We start from the raw sequence: 19,275 nt of genomic DNA on the forward strand, positions 1-19,275 counted from the left end.
GGTGTGTCGAGTGATCCCGCCCCCGGCGGCGTCCCGGCACCACCCGACGAGGCCACGGGCTCGGTCGCGACCTCGGCCAGCCGCCTGCGCGCCGCCGCCATCGGCACCGCCCGCATGGCCCCCACCGCGGCGCCGCGGCGACGGCGTACGTCGGGCCGGGGACGGGCGCCGGGCCTGGGCGCCGGCCTGACCCGGGTGCCGACCGCGCCCACGATCGATCCGTCCTCGGCCCTGCTGACCGATCCGGAGGTGCCCGAGCACCGTCGCCACTGCGGCCGGTGCGGCGCCGAGGTCGGCCGTGGTGACGCGGGGCGCAGCGAGGGGTTCTGCTCCCGCTGCGGCCATCCCTACTCCTTCACGCCGAAGCTCGAGCCCGGGGAGCTGGTCGCGGGCCAGTACGAGGTCCGCGGCGCGCTCGCCCACGGCGGCCTGGGCTGGATCCACCTCGCCCGGGACCGCAACGTCTCCGATCGCTGGGTGGTGCTCAAGGGCCTGCTCAACACCGGCGACGAGGACGCGCTCGCGGTCGCGATCGCCGAGCAGGAGTTCCTCGCCCAGGTCGAGCACCCGACCATCGTGGAGATCTTCAACTTCGTCACCCACCGCGGCGACGGCTACACCGTCATGGAGTACGTCGGCGGCACGTCGCTGAAGCAGATGCTGCAGCAGCGGCGGACGGCCAACGGCGGCCGGTACGACCCGTTCCCGGTCGATCAGGCGCTCGCCTACGTCCTCGGCGTGCTGCCGGCGCTGTCCTACCTCCACGACCTCGGGCTGCTCTACTGCGACCTCAAGCCCGACAACATCATCCAAGTCCGCGACAGCGTGAAGCTGATCGACCTGGGTGGGGTGCGCCGCATCGACGACGAGGAGTCCCCGATCTACGGCACGATCGGCTACCAGGCGCCCGAGATCGCCGACGTCGGCCCGAGCGTCGCCTCCGACGTCTACACCGTCGGGCGGACCCTGCTGGTGCTGACCATGGAGCTGCGCGGCTACCAGGACACCTTCCGCCACCGGCTGCCGCCGGTCGCGGCCGCACCGCTGTTCGCCGAGCACGACTCGCTGCACTGGCTCATCGCCCGCTGCTGCGCCCCGGACCCGGCCGACCGGTTCGCGTCGGTGGAGGAGCTGCGCGGCCAGGTGCTCGGAGTGCTGCGCGAGACCGTCGCCCGCGACGCGGACACCGTCGCCACCACCTCGGCGACCTCGACGCACTTCGAGCTGCCCGAGACGTCGCGTCCGCCCACCGAGTGGTCCCAGCTCCCACGCCTGCGGCCCGACACCACCGACCCGCAGTACACCTGGCTGTCGGGCATCGGTGCCGAGGCACCCGAGCGCCAGCTCCGCCACCTCGACGCCGCGCCCGCCTCCTCGGCCGAGGTGCGGCTCGCCCGGGCACGCGCCGCCCTGCTGCTGGGCCGCACCCACCTGGCGCGGGAGAGCGCGGAGCGCCTGCTCGCCGAGGACCCGTGGGAGTGGCGCGGGGTGTGGGTGCAGGGCCTCGCCGCGGTGCAGGCCGGGGACTGGCCGGCCGCGGCCGCGGCCTTCAACGCCGTCCACCAGCAGCTCCCCGGCGAGCTCGCCCCGAAGCTGGCGCTCGCGCTGGCGTGCGAGCACACCGGCCAACCCGCGCTGGCCGCCCACTTCTACCTCACCTGCGCCCGCACCGACGCGGCGTACGTCGCCCCGGCGGCCTTCGGGCTCGCGCGCGTCCGGGCGACCGCCGGCGACCACGGCGGCGCCGCGGCAGCGCTGGAGCTGGTGCCGCAGACCAGTCGCGGCTACCCCGAGGCCGGGCGCCGGCGTGCCGAGGCACTGCTGGTCGCGGCCGGGAACGACCTCCGCGGCATCGACCGGGCGCTGCGCATCCTCGCCGGCGCCCAGGCGGACGCCGCGACGCGGGATGACTTCACAGTCCGGGCGCTCACCGCGGCCCTCGCCGCACTGGAGGCCGGCGCACCGCCCCGATCCGACGCCACGATCGGGGGCTGGCCGGCGACCGTGCGTGGCGTGCGCGACGGCCTCGAGCAGGCGCTGCGCGGGCTGGCGCGCGCCACCCAGGACCGTCCAGCGCGCATCGAGCTGGTCAACCGCGCCAACGCGGTGCGCAACTGGAGCCTGACGTGACCTCGGCCGCGCATCCGGACGAGCGCCGCCGGTGCGGCGAGTGCGGGGGAGAGGTCGCTCCCGACCGCTACTGCCTGCAGTGCGGCGTCCGTGCGCCCGACCCGCGCGACCACGACCGGCAGCGGCCGGCGTCGTGGGTCGCCGGCGTGTGCGACCGCGGGCGGCACAAGCCCGGCAACGAGGACGCGCTGGCCCTCGCGGCCTCCGCCACCCCCGGCGAGTACGCCGCCCTGGTCGTCCTCGACGGCGTCTCCATGGCCGACGACTCGGCGGCCGCCTCGCTGGCCGGGGCGCGAGCGGCGTGCGAAGTCCTCCGGTCCGCGCCGGTGGTGGACGGGACACCGGACCCGTTGGTGAGCGCGACCGAGGCCGCTGCCGACGCGGTCACCGCGCACGCGGAGCCGGGCTCGGCCAACCCGGCCTCGGCGACGTTCCTCGCGGTCACGGTCACCGGCGACCGCGTCCGTCATGCCGGTGTCGGCGACTCGCGGGCCTACTGGGTCCCCGACGCGGGCGTCGCCGTCCAGCTGACCACCGACGACTCGCTCGCCCGGGTGCAGATGGACGCCGGTGTCGCCCGGGACGTCGCGGAGGCCTCACCGCAGGCGCACGCCATCACCAAGTGGCTCGGTCGTGACAGCGAGGACCCGTCGCCGCGCATCGGCGAGGACACCGTCGTCGGCCCGGGATGGGTGGTCGCCTGCACCGACGGGCTGTGGCACTACGCCTCCGCCGCGAGCGCGCTGCAGGCCTGTGTGACGCGCCTCGGTGGGGGCTCGGCGGCGGAGCTCGCCGAGGGGCTGTGGCGGTTCGCGCTCGAGGCGGGCGGACACGACAACATCACGGTCGCCGTCGCCCGTGTCGGCGCCGTCCGCGACAATGGGGACAGCGAGCGAGCAGGAGAGGCGACCGATGGCTGAGTTCAGCGCTGCCGTCTACCAGAACGAGTTCCTTCCCGACGGCGGCACCGACGTCCACGCGATCGTGACGCTCACCTGCTCCGGTGCCGGCACGGCCGGACGCACCGGCTCCGGCGCGGCGGGCGAGGTGATCATCGTCGACACCTCCGGATCGATGCGCCCGCCGACGATGGCGGCCGCCCAGGAGGCCGCGAGGGCGGCACTGGCCGAGATCGTCGACGGCACCTGGTTCGCGATCGTCGCGGGCGCCGACCGCGCGATGCTGGCCTACCCGCCGGTCTCCAGCGGACCGGGGTTGGTCGAGATGAGCGCCCGCACGCGAGCGGAGGCATCCGCCGCGATCGACCGGCTGGTGGGCAGCGGCGGCACCGCCATCAGCACCTGGCTCGACCTCGCCGGCCAGCTCTTCAGCTCGGTGCCGCACGTGACCCAGCGGCACGCCCTGCTGCTCACCGACGGCGAGAACCGTGAGCGTCCGGGCCTGCTGGACGCCGCCATCCGGCGCGCCACCGGCTACTTCCAGTGCGACTGCCGCGGGGCGGGCACCGAGTGGGAGGTCGCCGAGATCCGACGCATCGCCCAGGCCCTGCTGGGCAGCGTCGACATCATCCCCGGGCCGCAGCAGATGCGGGAGCAGTTCGCCGGCATCATGCGCGCCTCGATGGCCCGCGGCGTCGCCGACGCCACGCTGCGGGTCTGGACGCCGCAGGGCGCCCAGGTCCTGTTCGTGCGCCAGGTCGCGCCCACCGTCGAGGACCTCACCGGCCGGCGTACGCCGCACGACGCGTTGACCGGTGACTACCCGACCGGCGCCTGGGCCGATGAGTCCCGCGACTACCACGTGGCGGTGCGCGTCGGGGCGAAGGCGATCGGGCAGGAGCAGCTCGCCGCTCGGGTCCAGCTGGTGCTGGGGGACCGTCCCGTCGCCCAGGGGCTGGTGAAGGCCACCTGGTCCGGTGACGCGGCGCTCACGGCGACCATCGACGACCAGGTCGCCCACTACACCGGCCAGGCCGAGCTCGCCGCGATGATCCAGGAGGGCATCGCCGCCAAGGCCAGCGGCGACGAGGACACCGCCACCACCAAGCTCGGTCGCGCCGTCCAGCTGGCCGAGCAGACCGGCAACCACGACGCGACGACCAAGCTGGGCAAGGTCGTCGACATCGACCACGACGCCGGCACGGTCAAGCTCCGGCGTGGGGTGGACAAGGCTGATGAGATGGCGCTGGATACGGCGTCGACGAAGACGACCCGGATCCGCAAGGGTCCGTCACCGGCGCAGCCGGCACCAGGAGGATCACGATGAGGACCTGCCCGATTGGCCACGAATCCGCAGCGGACGACTACTGCGACGTCTGCGGCCTGCCGATCAGCGGCGCGAGCGAGGCCCCGGCCCCGCTGCACGTCTCGGCCTCGGCGCTGGAGGAGTCCCACGAGCAGGTGGCGCCGGACTCCACGTGTCCCAACTGCGGCGTGTCCAGCCCGCCCAATGCGCTGTTCTGCGAGGCCTGCGGCTACGACTTCACCACCGGGGCGGCGCCCCGGACGGCACCCCAGCCGGTGGTGACCGACGAGGACCTGGCCGACGCCGCCGCGGCCGAGGGCGCCTGGGTGGTCGAGGTCTGGATCGACCCCGACTGGTACGCCGAGCAGGACAGCACCGAGGACCTGCCCTCGGCCGGCGCCCCCGTCGTGGTGCCGCTGGTCACCAAGTCGGTGCTGGTCGGCCGCAGCTCCTCGCGCAGCGAGTCCGACCCCGACGTCGACGTGCCGGGCGACAACGGCGTCAGCCGGCGTCACTGCCGCCTGACCACCGACGGGTCCCGCTGGTGGGTGGAGGACCTCGCCTCCTCCAACGGCACCTATGTCGGCCCGTCGGTCGGTGCGGTCCCCGACCAGCCGCTCCGCCCCGGCGAACGCCGCGAGCTCGCTGAGGGCGACCGCCTCTACCTCGGCGCCTGGACCCGCCTGGTCCTCCGGCCGGCCGGCGACGAGGAGGGTTGAGTCGGCACTTCTTGCGCGTCGAGTCGGCACTTGTTGCGCTCGAGTGCGCAGTTGCCGACGCGACGGTCAGCGACGCGTCGCGATCAGCGCGGACGCGTCGGAGGCGATCATCACCTCGACGGCGGTGAAGCGCTCGTCGGTGAGCCACTGCTCGCGCAGCGAGTCCACGCGGCCGTCGGTGAGCGGCGGCCACATCTGGCAGGGCACGAAGTCGTCGAGCACCACGATGCCGCCGGGCTCGACGAGGTCGGCGATCGCGTCCACACCGACGTCGGCCGGTTCGCCGGAGTCGAGGAACAGCAGCGAGAACGGACCCTTGTCGGTCATCGTCGACCAGTCCGCGGCCAGCACCTCGACCATGGGGTCGTCGGTGAAGATCTCCGCCGCGGCCGAGGCCAGGTCGGCCTCCAGTTCGGCGCTGAGGATGCGGGTGTCGCCGTTGCGCACCCCGGAGCGCAGCCACGCGGTCCCCACGCCGCACCCGGTGCCGAACTCGGCCATGGTCCCGCTGCGGGTCGCGGCGAGCGTGGCGAGCAGCCGACCTGTCTCGTTGCGGCAGAACGACACGTAGCCCGCCTTGCGGGAGACGTCGAACGCGCGCACCACCAACGGTGGGAGGTCGGGAGGGGCGCTCATGGGGTCGAGTGTGGTCACCGCCACCCTGCCCACCCAAGTCGTCTCGGATGGCGAACAGTCCGTCCGGATGTCGTGACACCGCGTCACGGGACGTCGTACCGTTATCGCGCCATGCGGAGCGTTTTCGTACTCATCGAGCGCCGCGGCGAGGCCTGACACAGAGAGGCCACCTCGCCGCGGTGTCAGCGGCGTGTACCCGTTTCCGGCTTCTCGACCACCACATCGAAAGCTCGGCGCCCTCCGCGGCGGGTCGCCCCGATCAGGCGACGCGCGACCCGCACACTGAATGGCAGTCACCCTCGTGCGATCCACGCAGGCTCGACAGGCCCCGGGGATCTCCACCCGCCGCGGTGGGGGCGCACCGAGTACGAGAGAGGACCAGCCATGAACCACACCATCACCAACTGGGGACCGGCCAAGCACGACCCGGACCACCCGCTGCACCACAGCTCCGCCTCGTCCCTGCAGGTCGCCGTCGACCGCCGCGACCACCGCGTGGGGACTGACCAGCGAGACGAGGAGATCGCGCGACCCGACGACAACTAACGTCGGGCGCATGACCCAGGACGCCACCTCCCGCACCGCTGCCACCGACGTCTCGCTCGCCGTGATCCCCGGCGACGGGATCGGGCCCGAGGTCACCGCCGAGGCCCTCAAGGTGCTCGACGCGGCGGCGCCGGACGGCGTGAAGTTCGCCCGGACGCAGTACGCGCTCGGTGCGGAGAACTACCTCGCCACCGGCGAGGTGCTCCCCGACGCGGTGCTGGAGGAGATCCGGCAGCAGGACGCGATCCTGCTCGGTGCGGTCGGCGGTCGGCCCAACGACCCGAACCTGCCTCCCGGCATCCTCGAGCGCGGGCTGCTGCTGCGGTTGCGCTTCGAGCTCGACCACTACGTCAACCTGCGTCCCTCGCAGCTCTTCCCCGGCATCACCTCACCGCTCGCCGACCCCGGCGAGATCGACTTCGTGGTGGTCCGCGAGGGCACCGAGGGTCCCTACACCGGCAACGGCGGCGCGTTGCGCGTCGGCACCCCGGCCGAGGTCGCCACCGAGGTCTCGGTCAACACCGCGTACGGCGTGGAGCGGGTGATCCGCGACGCGTTCGCGCGTGCCCAGCGGCGTCCGCGCCAGCAGCTCACCCTGGTCCACAAGACCAACGTGCTGGTCAATGCCGGATCGCTGTGGTGGCGGCTCTTCCAGCACGTCGCGGCGGAGTACCCCGAGGTCACCACCGACTACTGCCACATCGACGCCGCGATGATCCACCTCTCGACCGACCCGGCGCGGTTCGACGTGATCGTCACCGACAACCTCTTCGGCGACATCATCACCGACCTGGCCGCCGCCGTGACCGGTGGCATCGGCCTGGCGGCCTCGGGCAACGTCAACCCCGACCGCACCGCGCCGAGCATGTTCGAGCCCGTGCACGGCTCGGCCCCCGACATCGCCGGACAGCACGTCGCGGACCCGACCGCGGCCATCCTGTCCACCGCCCTGCTGCTGGACCACCTCGGCCACGGCACCGCCGCGCGACGCGTGGAGGAGGCTGTCCTGGCCGACATGGCCGAGCGCACCGCCGGCACGACGCGCTCCACCCCCGAGGTGGGCGACGCGATCGCCGCCCGACTCCACTAGATCGACTACCTTGGCAGCCATGCAGATCAGCACCACCCCGACGTCGACCCCGGTCGAGGACGCACGGCTGGCCGAGATCCTGGCCAACCCCGGCTTCGGCACCCACTTCAGCGACCACATGTTCACCGTCGAGTGGACGCCCGACGAGGGGTGGCACGACGGTCGCGTGACGCCGTACGGCCCCTACACGCTGGACCCGGCGACGGCGGTGCTGCACTACGCCCAGGAGACCTTCGAGGGCATGAAGGCCTACCGTCACGACGACGGCTCGGTCTGGACCTTCCGTCCCGAGCAGAACGCCGAGCGGATGGTGCGCTCCAGCCACCGCCTGGCGCTGCCGGTGCTCGAGCCGGAGGACTTCATCGCCGCGGTCGACGAGATCGTGACCGTCGACCAGCGGTGGGTCCCCGACGGCGCGGGGGAGAAGAGCCTCTACATCCGCCCGTTCATGTTCGCCTCGGAGAAGTTCCTCGGGGTCCGGCCGGCCCACCACGTCACCTTCAGCGTGATCCTGAGCCCGGCGGGCGCCTACTTCAAGGGCGGCCTGACGCCGGTCACCCTGTGGCTGACCGAGGACTACACCCGCGCCGGCCGCGGCGGCATGGGTGCCGCCAAGACCGGCGGCAACTACGCCTCCTCGCTCGTCGCGCAGCAGGAGGCGATGGCGCAGGGCTGTGACCAGGTCGTGTTCCTCGACGCCCAGGAGGGCCGCTACATCGAGGAGCTGGGCGGCATGAACCTCTACTTCGTCCACGACGACGGCACCATCGTGACGCCCGAGACCGGCACGATCCTCGAGGGCATCACCCGCTCCTCGATCATCGAGCTGGCGGGCAAGATGGGCCACCCGGTCACCGAGCGGAAGTTCAGCATCGACGAATGGCGCGACGGCGTCGCCAGCGGTCGCATCGTGGAGATCTTCGCCTGCGGCACGGCGGCGGTCGTGACCCCCGTCGGCTCGTTGAAGTGGGACGGCGGTGAGGCCCCGGCGCCCGCCTCGACCGACCTCACCTCGCGCCTGCGCCAGGCGTTGGTCGACATCCAGTACGGCCGTGCCGAGGACACCTTCGGCTGGATGCACCAGGTCTGCTGAGGACGGAGCCGGCCGTGCCCCACGAGGTGATGTTCAGCGAGGACGACCCGGGGCTGGCCGAGCTCCGCGAGATCTGCCTGGCCTACCCGGCCGCCGAGGAGCGCGTCTCCCACGGCCGACCGACGTTCCGCGCCGCCAAGGTGTTCGCAGCGTTCGGCGCCTCGGAGAAGCTGCGACCGGGTGAGCACCGCCAGGTGCCCAGCGCCCTGGTGTTCCTGCCCGATGCCGTCGACCTGCCCGCGATCGAGCAGGACGAGCGGTTCCTCGTCCCCGCCTACTGGGGACCGTACGGCGCCCGCGCCCTCGACCTCGCCGCCCCCGGCGTGGACTGGACCGAGGTCGCCGAACTGGTGGACGCGTCGTACCGGCGCGTGGCCACGCCGAGGTTGCTCGCGCGACTCGACGCGGCCGCCGAGGGCTGAGCCCGGCTGCAGCCGAGACGGGTCAGCCGCCGGGCGGGGCGAAGAACTCCAGGGCGATGCCGTCGGGGTCGCGGAAGGAGACCCCGGACCCGTAGTGCTGGTCGTCGATCCCGTCGTGGCCGATGCCGAGCTCGTCGAGCCGGGACACCCACGACTCGAGGTCGGCGCGGGTCGCGCAGCTGAAGGCGAGGTGGTCCAGGCCGACGCTGGTCTCGTCGAACGCGGCGCCTCCGGCGGCGCGGTGGGCGTGGATGCCGAAGAGCTGTCCGCCGGGCAGGGCCCACACGGTGTGGTGGTAGGCGCCCTTGTCCTCGTCCTCGTCCAGCACGGGGTCGGCGCCGAACAGGGCGGAGTACCACTCGGTGCTGCGGGCGAGGTCACTCACGGTGACCGCGGCGTGCGAGATCGCTGGGAAGTCCGGCATGGCGCCCCCTCGGGTCGGCGGTGGGTTCCCTCGTCATTCTCGGCCGGACACACCCGTGCCGCACTACCCGAACAGAGGGGTGGGGACCCTCTCCGTGGGTACCCTCGTGGTCGTGACGACGCAGCCCAGCGAGCCCCTGGTCGTGGGGGACTACACGGTGCAGACCCGCCTGGGTGAGGGCGGGATGGGCATCGTGCACCTGGCGCGGCACCACGACGGTCGTCGGGTGGCGCTGAAGCTGCTGCGTCCCCACGTCGTCGGCGACGAGGAGGCCCGTCACCGGTTCGCCCGCGAGATCCGCTCCCTGGAGCGGGTGCGGAGCCCGTGGGTGGCCGAGATCCTCGACGCGGACCCGTGGGGGGAGGTGCCCTACGTCGTCACCCGCTACGTCCCGGGACTGTCGCTGCACGACCACGTCGGAAAGGAGGGACCCGTGGAGGGCCCGGACCTGCTGTGGTTCGCGGGGTGCCTGGCCGAGGGCATCGGTGCCGTGCACGCGGCCGGGGTGCTGCACCGCGACGTCAAGCCCTCCAACGTGCTCATGGAGGGTCGTACGCCGATCCTGATCGACTTCGGCCTCGCACGGGTCGCCGACGACTCGCGGCTGACCCAGACCGGCTGGCTGCTGGGTACGCCGGGCTACCTGGCCCCCGAGATCCTGCACGGCGACACCCCGACGCCGGCGGCCGACGTCCACGCCTGGGCGGCCACGGTGGCGTGGGCCGCCACCGGCCACAACCCGTTCGGCCGGGGGCCGTCGATGGCCGTCATGGACCGCACGCGCCGCGGTGACCACGACCTGACGGGGATGAGCGGTCCGTTGGCCGACGTCGTCGCGGCCGCGCTCGACCCTGACCCGCTTGCGCGCCCGATCCTGCGTGAGCTCCTGGCCTGGCTCCGCCCGCTGAGCACGCAGCCGGAGCGAGCGCCGGTGCCGCCCCCGGTCGACACCGCGACCGACGACGACTTCACCCTGCCGCTGGCCATCGCGGCGGCGGGCTCGCCGGTGCCGCCGACCGCGGTGGAGGACCCGCCGCCGCGCACCCGCGTGCTGAGCGGTCCCGGCGCCTGGCCCCCGCCCCCGCCGGGAGCCCGACCGGTGCCGACGAGCGTCGAACCACCCGGGGAGTCAGGGCGCGAGCTCGGCGCCGACGCGGTGGCCGAGTGGGAGCGGGACTGGGACGAGCGTGCCCTCGCCCCCGCCCGGATCGGCGTCGCCGAGCGGGCGCGCCGCGCGGTGCTCCTCGTCCTCGCCGCCGTCGTGGTCGGTGCCGGGGTCGCCGCCGCGCCCTACGTCACGGCCGTCGCGGTGGCCGCGACGGTGTGGCTGGTTCGCAGTGCCTCCCTCACCGCGTCGGCGGCGATGGAGCTGCGCACGCTCCGCGGCCCGAAGTGGTACGACGCCCCCCGCGGCCTGCTGACCACGCCGTGGCACCTCCTGCGGGGCACCGTGGGCACGGCCGCCCTGGTGCTGTGGTCGGCGGGGCTCGGGGTGGCGGCGGGCGTGGTCGGTGCCGTCCTGGGCTTCGACCCGACACTCACCCTGTTCGCGGCGGGCACCGTGGCCGCCGTTGCGCTGTGGCCGGGCCCCGGGGCGCTGCGCCTGCGCAACCCGCTCTCGCGCGTCGTACGCCCGGTCGCGCGGCGGCCGGTCGGATGCGCGATCGGTTGCGGAGTGCTGGCGCTGGCCGCGGGGGCGCTCGGCGCACTGAGCGCCGTCGGGGGCACGTCGTGGTTCCCGGCCGCCGGCGCCCCCTTCGGTCTCGGCTGAAGGACATCGGGTGCCGAACGAGGTGGACCGTGGCAGGATGGAGGCGTGGCACCCGTGAGCATCCGCATCATTACCTAGCGCGTCGAGCACCTGCCCGACGCGCCGACCTCTCGTATCCGGGAGGTTTTTCTTTTGCCCCGGGGTCCCGACCTCGTCGGTCCCGGACAACCGAATCGACCAGCGATCCCTCCGAGTGAACGAGGACACCGATGAGCACCGACGCCAGCGCCCTGGACCTCCACGGCGCGTTCCACGTCTACGACACGACGCTGCGTGACGGCGCCCAGCAGGAGGGCCTCAACCTCTCCGTGGCGGACAAGCTGTCGATCGCTCGCCAGCTCGACGACCTGGGCGTGGGCTACATCGAGGGTGGCTGGCCGGGGTCGAACCCCAAGGACACCGAGTTCTTCCGCCGCGCGGTCGACGAGCTGGACCTGCGCCACGCGCGGCTCGCCGCCTTCGGCTCCACGCGGCGCGCGGGCATGCGGGCCGCCGACGACCCGATGGTCGCGGCGCTGCGCGACTCCGGCGCGGGGGTGGTGACGCTGGTCGCGAAGTCCCACGACAAGCACGTGGAGAAGGCGTTGCGCACCACCCTGGAGGAGAACCTCGCGATGATCCGCGACACCGTGGGTCACCTGCGGGCCGAGGGGCAGCAGGTTTTCTTGGACGCCGAGCACTTCTTCGACGGCTACACCGACAACCGCGACTACGCGTTGGAGGTGCTCCGCACGGCGTACGACGCCGGCGCGGACGTGATCGCGCTGTGCGACACCAACGGCGGCATGCTCCCGGCGTGGATGGCCGACGCCGTGCACGACGTCATCGAGTCCACCGGGGTCCGGGTCGGCATCCACGCCCACAACGACTCCGGCTGCGCCGTGGCCAACTCGCTGGCGGCGATCGACGCCGGCGCGACCCACGTGCAGGGCTGCATCAACGGCTACGGCGAGCGCACCGGCAACGCCGACCTGGTCAACGTGGTCGCCAACCTCGAGCTCAAGCTCGACCGGCAGGTCCTGCCGCCGGGACTGCTGGGGGAGGCCACCCGCATCGCCCACGCCGTCGCGGAGGTCACCAACGTGCCGCCCACCTCGCGGCAGCCGTACGTCGGCAGCTCGGCCTTCGCCCACAAGGCCGGCCTGCACGCGAGCGCCATCAAGGTCGACCCCGACCTCTACCAGCACACCGACCCGGCCGGCGTCGGCAACGACATGCGGCTGCTGGTCTCGGAGATGGCCGGCCGCGCCACGATCGAGCTCAAGGGCAAGGAGCTCGGCTACGACCTGGGGGAGGACCGCGACCTGGTCACCCGCATCACCGAGAAGGTCAAGGAGCGTGAGGCCGTCGGCTACACCTACGAGGCCGCCGACGCCTCCTTCGAGCTGCTGCTGATGGCCGAGGTGGAGGGACGTCCGCCGTCCTACTTCGAGGTCGAGTCCTGGCGGGTCATCACCGAGACCCTCACCCACGCGCGCGAGGACGAGGAAGCGGTCTCGGAGGCGACGGTGAAGCTGCTGGCCGCCGGTGTGCGGTACGTGGTCACCGGGGAGGGCAACGGCCCGGTCAACGCGCTCGACCAGGCGCTGCGCTCGGCCATCGGACAGGCCTACCCCGAGATTGCCAAGTTCGAGCTGATCGACTTCAAGGTCCGCATCCTCGACCAGGGCCACGGCACCGATGCGGTCACCCGGGTCCTGATCGAGACCAGCGACGGTGCGACCTCCTGGGTCACGGTCGGCGTCGGCGCCAACGTCATCGAGGCGTCCTGGGACGCGCTCATGGACGGCTTCACCTACGGGCTGGTGCGGCACCACACCGACTGAGCGGACCGGGGTCCGACGGGGCCGGTGTGAGCCATGCCACCGTGCCGGGCGGAAACACCCGGCAGTTGGTTGACGTTGCCACCATCATGACCGCAACGACTCGTATCGCCGTCCTGGTCGGCAGCCTGCGCGCCGACTCCGTCAACCGACAGCTCGCCGAGGCGCTGCGCGACGACGCTCCCGAGGGCGTCGTCCTGGACATCGTCGACGGGCTCGAGAACGTGCCGTTCTACAACGAGGACCTCGACGCCGACACCGCCCCCGAGGCCGCCACGCTGCTGCGCAACCGCGTCGACGAGGCCGACCGCGTGCTCGTGGTGACGCCGGAGTACAACGGCACCATGCCGGCGGTGCTCAACAACGCGCTGGACTGGCTCTCCCGGCCTTACGGCGACGGTGCGGTGCAGGGCACCCCGCTCGCGGTCATCGGCACCACCCCGACGCCGTACGGCGGCAAGTGGGCCCACGAGCACACGCTGCACTCGGCGAAGATCGCCGGAGCCGTCATCGTCGAGGACGTGACGGTGTCGCAGCCGGGCGTCGAGGTCGACGTGCTGGCCGACACCGAGGTGCACCGCACGCTGCGGGCCGCCGTGCAGCAACTGGTCGACTTCGACCCGGACGCCGCCGCGGCCTGAGTCCCGCGAGGACCGGTACGGTCGGATCGTGAGTGAACTCCACGACCTGACCGCCCTCGAGCAGGGGGACCGGATCCGAGCCGGGGACATCACCCCGGTCGAGCTCACCGAGCACTACCTCGAACGCGCCCACCGTCTCGACGACGTGGGCGCGTTCGTGCATCTCGGCGACGACCTCGCCCGTCAGCGCGCCTTCGAGATCGCCTCGATCGGTCCGGTCGGCGAGGGCGCCTCGCCGCTGGCCGGCGTACCGACGGCGATCAAGGACCTGAACCTGACCCGCGGCGTGCCGACGGAGTTCGGGTCGCCCGTCTTCCGCGGCTACGTGCCCGAGGTCTCCGACGCCGTCACCCTGGCGTTGGACGAGGCGGGACTGGTGAGCCTGGGCAAGACCAGCACGCCCGAGTTCGGCTCGCCCTGCTACACCGAGCCGGAGGGACGGCCGCCGGCGGTGACGCCGTGGGACCGCGACCGCATGGCAGGCGGATCCAGCGGGGGAGCGGCCGCCGCGGTCGCGGCCGGGCTGGTGCCGGTCGCGCAGGGTTCGGACGGGGGCGGCTCGATCCGGATCCCGGCGTCGTGCTGCGGCATCGTCGGGCTCAAGCCCACGCGCGGCCGGATCAGCGGCTTCCCGATGTACGGCGACCCGGTCGGCCTGGCGACCAACGGCACGCTGGCGCGCACCGTGGCCGACGCCGCGGCGCTCCTCGACGTGCTCGCCGGTCGGTGGCAGGGCGACCCGTCGTGGGCGCCGGAGCCCTCCGGCACCTTCCTGGGGGCCACGCAGCGTGAGCCGGGGCGGCTGCGTATCGGTGCGCTGGTCGAGCCGATCATCGCCGATGCCCAGGTCGACCCCGAGGTCCGTGCGGCCTTCGACGAGACCACCCGGATGCTCGCTGACCTGGGGCACTCGGTGACCGACGTGCCGGTGCCGATCAGCCGCGACGCCGTGGCCGACTTCGAGACCTGCTGGGAGGTGCTGACCGCCCTGTCGACGGTGCCACTGGATGCCGACCAACGTGCCCAGGTCCGGCCGCTGACCCGATGGCTGGGCGAACGCGGCGAGGCGCGGAGCGGACCCGAGTTCGGCCTCGCGATCGGTGCCCTGCGGCGGCACGCGGCCGAGGCGCTGGTCGCGCTGGCGCCGTACGACGCCGTCCTGACCCCGACGGTGGCGACGCCACCGTTGCCGGTCGGTGCGATCCGCAACGACGCCGACCCGGCGGCCGACTTCGCGGCGCAGAAGCGCTTCACGCCCTGGACCAGTGCGTGGAACGTCACCGGGATGCCGTCGATCTCGCTTCCCCTGCACCAGAGCGCGAACGGCCTGCCGATCGGCATGATGCTCGCCGCGCGACCGGCGGAGGAGGAGCTGCTGCTCTCGCTGTCGGCACAGGTCGAGCGGGCGCACCCGTGGCGCGGCCACACCCCGCCGGGGTGGTGACAGGCGGTTACCCCGAGGTAGGCATTGACGGGCGGTGCGCGACGTGACTGACTGAGCGGACCCTGTCACCTATCGGGAGGTGTCCTCCGTGAAGAAGCGCGTCCTCGCCGCGGCGGCCGCAGTCGCCATCGCCGGCCCCCTGCTGCTCGCCGGTTCGTCCCAGGCGGATCCGACCACGACCCCCAACGGGCCGTGGCCGCCCAACGACAAGGAGAACCTCAGCTCGATCCACAGCTACGAGCAGCTGTGGGGCACCCTGGAGTCGATCGAGAAGCGCGCCAAGGGCACCTTCAGCGTCGAGCCGGCACCGCTGCAGTCCAACACCGGCCGCGACATCCCCGTGGTGACCGTCGGTGACGGACCGACCTCGGTGATGTTCATCGCCAACCAGCACGGCAACGAGTACGTCGTCAGCACCGGCATGGTCGAGGTCGTGCGCGCCCTCGCCGGCAACTCGGCCTCCGCGCGGGAGATCCGCGAGAACCTGACGGTGACGATCGTGCCGCGGGTCAACGTCGATGGCTTCGACGCCGACGTGGTGGACCTCGCCGGCAACACCACGCCGTGGCGGCAGAACTTCGACACCGACTGCCCCGCCTTCTGCGGCTTCTACGCCGACGGACGCGGCTACGACATCAACCGCTACCACTCCTACACCGAGAGCGCCTACGACCACCCCTACGAGCCCGGGCCGGACACCAACAACCCGGTGCCGGAGGCGATCGCGATGCGGTTGCTCTGGGACGAGCGCCAGCCGGAGTTCTCGGTGGACTTCCACCACCAGGGCACCTACGTCGACGACGACGGCCGGATGATCACCGGGTCGGTGATGTGGCCCAACGCCGAGGAGGAGGCGGAGAACCTCGGGATCTCCGAGGAGTTCGCGGAGACGGTCACGCTGTCCAAGCGCGTGGTCTCGGAGATGCTGGTGAACCTCAATGACCTCGGCCACGCCAACATCACTCGCTACCCCGGGACGACGACACCGGGCATCGCGCGCAACGCCTACGGCCTGCTCGGTTCGGGGTCGGTCCTCTACGAGGCCCGTGGTGGCATCGGCCAGAAGTCGCGCGGCTACCTGGCCAAGCAGGCCTACATCGCCGGCATGAGCGTGCTCTCGGCGGCTGCCGACGGGTCGCTGTTCACGCGCAGCACCGAGCCCGCCGACACGATCCGGGAGCGCGGCGACTCGGTGCCCAACCCGCACGAGTGAGGCACGCGTAGGCGGGCTGCGGCGGCCGCGCGTGACGTGGCCGCCGTTCAGCCCCCTGCCCACCAGGTCGGGGCGCTGTCGAGGAACTCCTCCCGCGGCAGCGTCCCGGCACCGGCGGGGACCACGCCGAGGAGGGGGACCCCACTGGTCCGCGACAGGTCCGCGCGATTGGTCGTCTCCGCCAGGCCGGGGGCAGCCGGCCAGGAGCCGATCACCAGGCCGTGGGGCTCGATGCCCCGGCCGCGCAGCGCACTGACGGTGAGCGCGGTGTGGTTCAGGGTTCCGAGGTCGGCGCGACAGACCACGACGACCTCGACCGCGACCCCGTGGTCGGTGAGCTCGCAGACCAGGTCGAGCAGCGTGCCGCCCTCGGCATCGAGCCTGACGAGGAGGCCGCCGGCGCCCTCGACGACCACGCGGTCGTGGGAGGCGGCGAGCTCCCGGACCCGTTGCGCGTGCGCGGCCACGGCGGGCAGGGAGACCCCCTGTCGGCGGGCCGCGGTGTCCGGCGCCAGCGGGTCGTCGAGCACCACGAAGGTCTGCGCTCCCCGTCCGGTGAGCCGTTCGACCGTGGTCGCGTCACCCGGCTCGGCGGGATCGATCATCCCGGTCTGGACGGGCTTGACCACGAGGGTGTCGGGCGGCGAGACCGCGGCCAGCGCTGCGGTCACGATCGTCTTGCCCACGTCGGTGTCGGTCCCGGTGACGACGACCACGCGCGTCATCCGAACTCCTTGACGACCGACTGCAGTACGTCGGCCGCACGTTCCCAGTCCCCGGCGTCGATGCCGGCGTTGACGGTCACCCGCAGGCGGGAGATCCCGTCGGGCACTGAGGGTGGCCGGAAGCAGCCGACCCGCAGGCCCGCCGCAGCAGCCGCGTCACGTGCCGCGACGGCCCGTTCGGGAGAGGGCATCGGCACCGACAGCACCGCTCCGTCCGGGGCGGTCACGCCGAGCCTCCCGGCGAGGTCGCGCACCCGCCCCGCGACCCGCCTCGCCAGGTGGGGGCGTTCCCGTGCGATGTCCAGCGCCGCGTGCGCCGCCGCGGTGGCAGCAGGGGACAGCGCGGTGTCGAAGATGAAGGGCCGCGCGGTGTTGACCAGGTGCTCCCGGACCGCCCGCGTGCCGAGCACGATCCCGCCCTGGCTGCCCAGGGCCTTGGAGAGTGTGGCCGTCACCAGGACGTGCGGGAGGCCCGCCAGCCCCAGCTCCGCGACCAGCCCGGGCCCCCGGACCCCGAGGCCGTGCGCCTCGTCGACCAGCAGCAGGGCGCCTCGGGCCCGGCACGCCTCGGCGAGGTCGACCAGTGGCGCGGCGTCGCCGAGCACGGAGTAGACCGACTCCACGACCACGAGCGTGCGCTCCGCGTCACGCCCCAGTGCCTCGGTGACTGCTGTGACGTCGTTGTGCTCCACGATGCTCACCTCCGCCCGCGAGAGACGGACCGCGTCGATGAGGGAGGCGTGGACGTGGGCGTCGGAGATCACATGGGTCGAGCGGTCCGCCAGTGCCGTCACCGCGGCCAGGTTGGCGGCGTACCCGCTGGACAGGACGAGGCCCGACTCCTGGCCGGTGTAGTCGGCGAGGGAGCGCTCGAGCTCGTCGTGCACCGGCAGCGTGCCGGTCACGAGGCGGGAGGCCCCGGCGCCGGCACCCCACGCCAGGGCCGCCTCGGCGGCTGCACGGCGTACCTCGGAGTCCTGCGCGAGTCCGAGGTAGTCGTTGCCGGCGAGGTCGAGGAGCCCCGCGGAGCCGTCACGGACCACGAGGCGCCGGGTGAGGCCGGACCGGTCACGTTCGGCGGCCCGCTCGGCCAGCCAGGCCTGCCACGTCATGCCCGCACCGCCGCGTGGATCCCCGCCACGACGGTGTCCAGGTCCTCATCGGTGCACACGTACGGCGGCATCGCGTAGACCATGTCGCGGAAGGGGCGCAGCCACGCCCCGGCGGCCAGTGCTGCATCGGTGGCGGCCACCACGTCGATGGGCTCCTCCAGCTGGACGACCCCGACCGCACCGAGCGTGCGGACGTCGGCGACGCCGTGGGCGTCGCGCAGCGGGGCGAGGCCGTCGGCGAGCCGGCGCTCGATCCGCGCCACGGTGCCCTGCCAGTCGCCGGCGAGCAGGAGGTCGATGCTGGCCAGTGCCACGGCACACGAGAGCGGGTTGCCCATGAAGGTCGGACCGTGCATGAGTACGCCGGACTCCGTCCCGGAGATCGCCCGTGCGACCTCGGGAGTGGCCACCACTGCGGCTGCGGTCAGGTAGCCGCCCGTCAGCGCCTTGCCCAAGCACAACACGTCGGGCACCACGCCCGCGGCGTCGCAGGCGAAGAGCGTGCCGGTGCGGCCGAAGCCGGTGGCGATCTCGTCCAGGACCAGCACCAGGTCGTGCTCGTCGGCGATCTCGCGCAGGACGCGCACGCATGCCGCGGGGTAGGGGTGCATGCCACCGGCGCCCTGCAGCAGCGGCTCGATCACGATGCCGGCCAGCTCGTGCGCGTGGCGCGCTGCCAGGCGCTCCATCTCCTCGGCCCACGCGCCGACGTCGGCGGGGGAACCCGGTGGACGCGGCCCGAAGACCTGCTCGGGCAGCAGCCCGCGCCACATCGTGTGCATGCCGCCCACCGGGTCGGTGACGCTCATGCAGTCGAAGGTGTCGCCGTGGTAGCCGCCGAAGGTGGTCAGCATCCGGGTGCGCTCGGGGCGGCCCCGGCCTCGCTGGTACTGCAGGGCCATCTTCAGGGCGACCTCGACCCCGACCGAGCCGGAGTCGGCCAGGAAGACGTGCTCGAGGCCGTCGGGGGTGATCTCGACCAGGCGCTCGCCGAGCCGGACCGCCGGCTCGTGGGTCAGGCCGCCGAACATGACGTGGGCGAAGGAGTCCACCTGCTCGCGCACCGCCGCGTCGAGCACGGGGTGGCGGTAGCCGTGGATCGCTGCCCACCACGAAGACATGCCGTCGACGACGTCGATCTCGGTGGTCGAGCCTGTCGAGACCCGGAGGTGCGCGCCGCTGGCCCGCGTCACCAGCCGGACCGGCGTCGGGTCGGTCATCGAGGTGTAGGGGTGCCACAGGTGCGCGCGGTCGGACGCGAGGAGGTCGGGCGCCGAGGTG

The 19,275-nt window shown here is 73.1% G+C and carries 18 protein-coding genes; 13 read left to right on the forward strand and 5 right to left on the reverse strand.

The features are described 5' to 3' along the window. The first annotated feature begins 3 nt into the window (after positions 1–3). Genes KUV85_RS02040 through KUV85_RS02055 form a run of 4 tightly spaced genes read left to right on the forward strand, consistent with a single transcriptional unit; the run spans position 4 to position 5,054 of the window. Positions 4–2,130 (forward strand): serine/threonine-protein kinase, encoded by a 2,127-nt coding sequence (locus KUV85_RS02040; RefSeq protein WP_219961556.1) that lies wholly within the window; start codon positions 4–6, stop codon positions 2,128–2,130. Next, positions 2,127–3,050, forward strand: coding sequence for a PP2C family protein-serine/threonine phosphatase (locus tag KUV85_RS02045; protein ID WP_219961557.1), 924 nt, complete (start codon positions 2,127–2,129; stop codon positions 3,048–3,050). Before KUV85_RS02040 ends, KUV85_RS02045 begins: the two co-directional genes overlap by 4 nt. Beyond that, positions 3,043–4,356, forward strand: a complete 1,314-nt coding sequence (locus tag KUV85_RS02050) for a VWA domain-containing protein (protein ID WP_219961558.1) — start codon at positions 3,043–3,045, stop codon at positions 4,354–4,356. Before KUV85_RS02045 ends, KUV85_RS02050 begins: the two co-directional genes overlap by 8 nt. Continuing rightward, positions 4,353–5,054, forward strand: coding sequence for an FHA domain-containing protein (locus tag KUV85_RS02055; RefSeq protein WP_219961559.1), 702 nt, complete (start codon positions 4,353–4,355; stop codon positions 5,052–5,054). The genes KUV85_RS02050 and KUV85_RS02055 overlap by 4 nt, the downstream gene beginning before the upstream one ends. A 66-nt stretch (positions 5,055–5,120) precedes the next feature. Here KUV85_RS02055 and KUV85_RS02060 read toward each other — a convergent pair whose 3' ends face one another. Then, positions 5,121–5,690: an O-methyltransferase gene (locus KUV85_RS02060; RefSeq protein WP_219961560.1), complete on the reverse strand. Its 570-nt coding sequence runs from the start codon at positions 5,688–5,690 to the stop codon at positions 5,121–5,123. Between the two features lie 384 nt (positions 5,691–6,074). On the opposite strand from KUV85_RS02060, the gene KUV85_RS02065 reads away from it, so the two are divergent. The 4 genes from KUV85_RS02065 to KUV85_RS02080 are packed head-to-tail and all read left to right on the forward strand — an operon-like array spanning position 6,075 to position 8,841. Further along, positions 6,075–6,236: a hypothetical protein gene (locus KUV85_RS02065; protein ID WP_219961561.1), complete on the forward strand. Its 162-nt coding sequence runs from the start codon at positions 6,075–6,077 to the stop codon at positions 6,234–6,236. A 10-nt stretch (positions 6,237–6,246) separates the two neighbouring features. Next, the gene (locus tag KUV85_RS02070; RefSeq protein WP_219961562.1) at positions 6,247–7,326 is read left to right on the forward strand and encodes a 3-isopropylmalate dehydrogenase; all 1,080 of its coding nucleotides are present in this window, start codon (positions 6,247–6,249) and stop codon (positions 7,324–7,326) included. Positions 7,327–7,345: 19 nt separating this feature from the next. Beyond that, positions 7,346–8,419 (forward strand): branched-chain amino acid aminotransferase, encoded by a 1,074-nt coding sequence (locus KUV85_RS02075; protein WP_219961563.1) that lies wholly within the window; start codon positions 7,346–7,348, stop codon positions 8,417–8,419. Positions 8,420–8,433: 14 nt separating this feature from the next. Next, positions 8,434–8,841: an MmcQ/YjbR family DNA-binding protein gene (locus KUV85_RS02080; RefSeq protein WP_219961564.1), complete on the forward strand. Its 408-nt coding sequence runs from the start codon at positions 8,434–8,436 to the stop codon at positions 8,839–8,841. 22 nt (positions 8,842–8,863) lie between these two features. Here the strand turns inward: KUV85_RS02080 and KUV85_RS02085 are convergent, their stop codons facing one another. Then, positions 8,864–9,265: a VOC family protein gene (locus tag KUV85_RS02085; RefSeq protein WP_219961565.1), complete on the reverse strand. Its 402-nt coding sequence runs from the start codon at positions 9,263–9,265 to the stop codon at positions 8,864–8,866. Between the two features lie 112 nt (positions 9,266–9,377). Between KUV85_RS02085 and KUV85_RS02090 the strand changes: the two genes are divergently transcribed. The 5 genes from KUV85_RS02090 to KUV85_RS02110 all read left to right on the forward strand — a co-directional run bounded on the left by KUV85_RS02090 (position 9,378) and on the right by KUV85_RS02110 (position 16,157). Continuing rightward, complete coding sequence (locus KUV85_RS02090) at positions 9,378–11,036, forward strand: serine/threonine-protein kinase (protein ID WP_219961566.1); 1,659 nt, start codon at positions 9,378–9,380, stop codon at positions 11,034–11,036. Positions 11,037–11,245: 209 nt separating this feature from the next. Then, positions 11,246–12,862, forward strand: coding sequence for a citramalate synthase (gene cimA, locus KUV85_RS02095; RefSeq protein ID WP_219961567.1), 1,617 nt, complete (start codon positions 11,246–11,248; stop codon positions 12,860–12,862). 86 nt (positions 12,863–12,948) lie between these two features. Then, positions 12,949–13,500: an NADPH-dependent FMN reductase gene (locus tag KUV85_RS02100; RefSeq protein ID WP_219961568.1), complete on the forward strand. Its 552-nt coding sequence runs from the start codon at positions 12,949–12,951 to the stop codon at positions 13,498–13,500. A gap of 28 nt (positions 13,501–13,528) precedes the next feature. Continuing rightward, the gene (locus KUV85_RS02105) at positions 13,529–14,944 is read left to right on the forward strand and encodes an amidase (RefSeq protein WP_219961569.1); all 1,416 of its coding nucleotides are present in this window, start codon (positions 13,529–13,531) and stop codon (positions 14,942–14,944) included. Between the two features lie 88 nt (positions 14,945–15,032). After that, entirely contained in the window at positions 15,033–16,157 is a 1,125-nt protein-coding gene (locus KUV85_RS02110) for a M14 family zinc carboxypeptidase (RefSeq protein WP_219961570.1), read from the forward strand. 47 nt (positions 16,158–16,204) lie between these two features. Here KUV85_RS02110 and bioD read toward each other — a convergent pair whose 3' ends face one another. The 3 genes from bioD to KUV85_RS02125 are packed head-to-tail and all read right to left on the reverse strand — an operon-like array spanning position 16,205 to position 19,214. Next, complete coding sequence (gene bioD, locus KUV85_RS02115; protein WP_219961571.1) at positions 16,205–16,882, reverse strand: dethiobiotin synthase; 678 nt, start codon at positions 16,880–16,882, stop codon at positions 16,205–16,207. Then, complete coding sequence (locus KUV85_RS02120; protein WP_219961572.1) at positions 16,879–17,994, reverse strand: 8-amino-7-oxononanoate synthase; 1,116 nt, start codon at positions 17,992–17,994, stop codon at positions 16,879–16,881. Before KUV85_RS02120 ends, bioD begins: the two co-directional genes overlap by 4 nt. Then, positions 17,991–19,214 (reverse strand): adenosylmethionine--8-amino-7-oxononanoate transaminase, encoded by a 1,224-nt coding sequence (locus KUV85_RS02125; RefSeq protein WP_425299394.1) that lies wholly within the window; start codon positions 19,212–19,214, stop codon positions 17,991–17,993. Before KUV85_RS02125 ends, KUV85_RS02120 begins: the two co-directional genes overlap by 4 nt. Positions 19,215–19,275 lie beyond the last annotated feature (61 nt).

It is taken from the genome of Nocardioides panacisoli, assembly GCF_019448235.1.
GTDB lineage: Bacteria > Actinomycetota > Actinomycetes > Propionibacteriales > Nocardioidaceae > Nocardioides > Nocardioides panacisoli_A.

What these genes read in the sequence shown, in the direction of transcription:
- KUV85_RS02070 (WP_219961562.1), top strand. Translation starts at nt 6,247, where the DNA reads ATGACCCAGGACGCCACCTCCCGCACCGCTGCCACCGACGTCTCGCTC.
- KUV85_RS02065 (WP_219961561.1), top strand. Translation starts at nt 6,075, where the DNA reads ATGAACCACACCATCACCAACTGGGGACCGGCCAAGCACGACCCGGAC.
- KUV85_RS02125 (WP_425299394.1), bottom strand. Translation starts at nt 19,214, where the DNA reads ATGACCGACCCGACGCCGGTCCGGCTGGTGACGCGGGCCAGCGGCGCG.
- KUV85_RS02100 (WP_219961568.1), top strand. Translation starts at nt 12,949, where the DNA reads ATGACCGCAACGACTCGTATCGCCGTCCTGGTCGGCAGCCTGCGCGCC.
- KUV85_RS02085 (WP_219961565.1), bottom strand. Translation starts at nt 9,265, where the DNA reads ATGCCGGACTTCCCAGCGATCTCGCACGCCGCGGTCACCGTGAGTGAC.
- bioD (WP_219961571.1), bottom strand. Translation starts at nt 16,882, where the DNA reads ATGACGCGCGTGGTCGTCGTCACCGGGACCGACACCGACGTGGGCAAG.
- cimA (WP_219961567.1), top strand. Translation starts at nt 11,246, where the DNA reads ATGAGCACCGACGCCAGCGCCCTGGACCTCCACGGCGCGTTCCACGTC.
- KUV85_RS02120 (WP_219961572.1), bottom strand. Translation starts at nt 17,994, where the DNA reads ATGACGTGGCAGGCCTGGCTGGCCGAGCGGGCCGCCGAACGTGACCGG.
- KUV85_RS02050 (WP_219961558.1), top strand. Translation starts at nt 3,043, where the DNA reads ATGGCTGAGTTCAGCGCTGCCGTCTACCAGAACGAGTTCCTTCCCGAC.
- KUV85_RS02055 (WP_219961559.1), top strand. Translation starts at nt 4,353, where the DNA reads ATGAGGACCTGCCCGATTGGCCACGAATCCGCAGCGGACGACTACTGC.
- KUV85_RS02075 (WP_219961563.1), top strand. Translation starts at nt 7,346, where the DNA reads ATGCAGATCAGCACCACCCCGACGTCGACCCCGGTCGAGGACGCACGG.
- KUV85_RS02060 (WP_219961560.1), bottom strand. Translation starts at nt 5,690, where the DNA reads ATGAGCGCCCCTCCCGACCTCCCACCGTTGGTGGTGCGCGCGTTCGAC.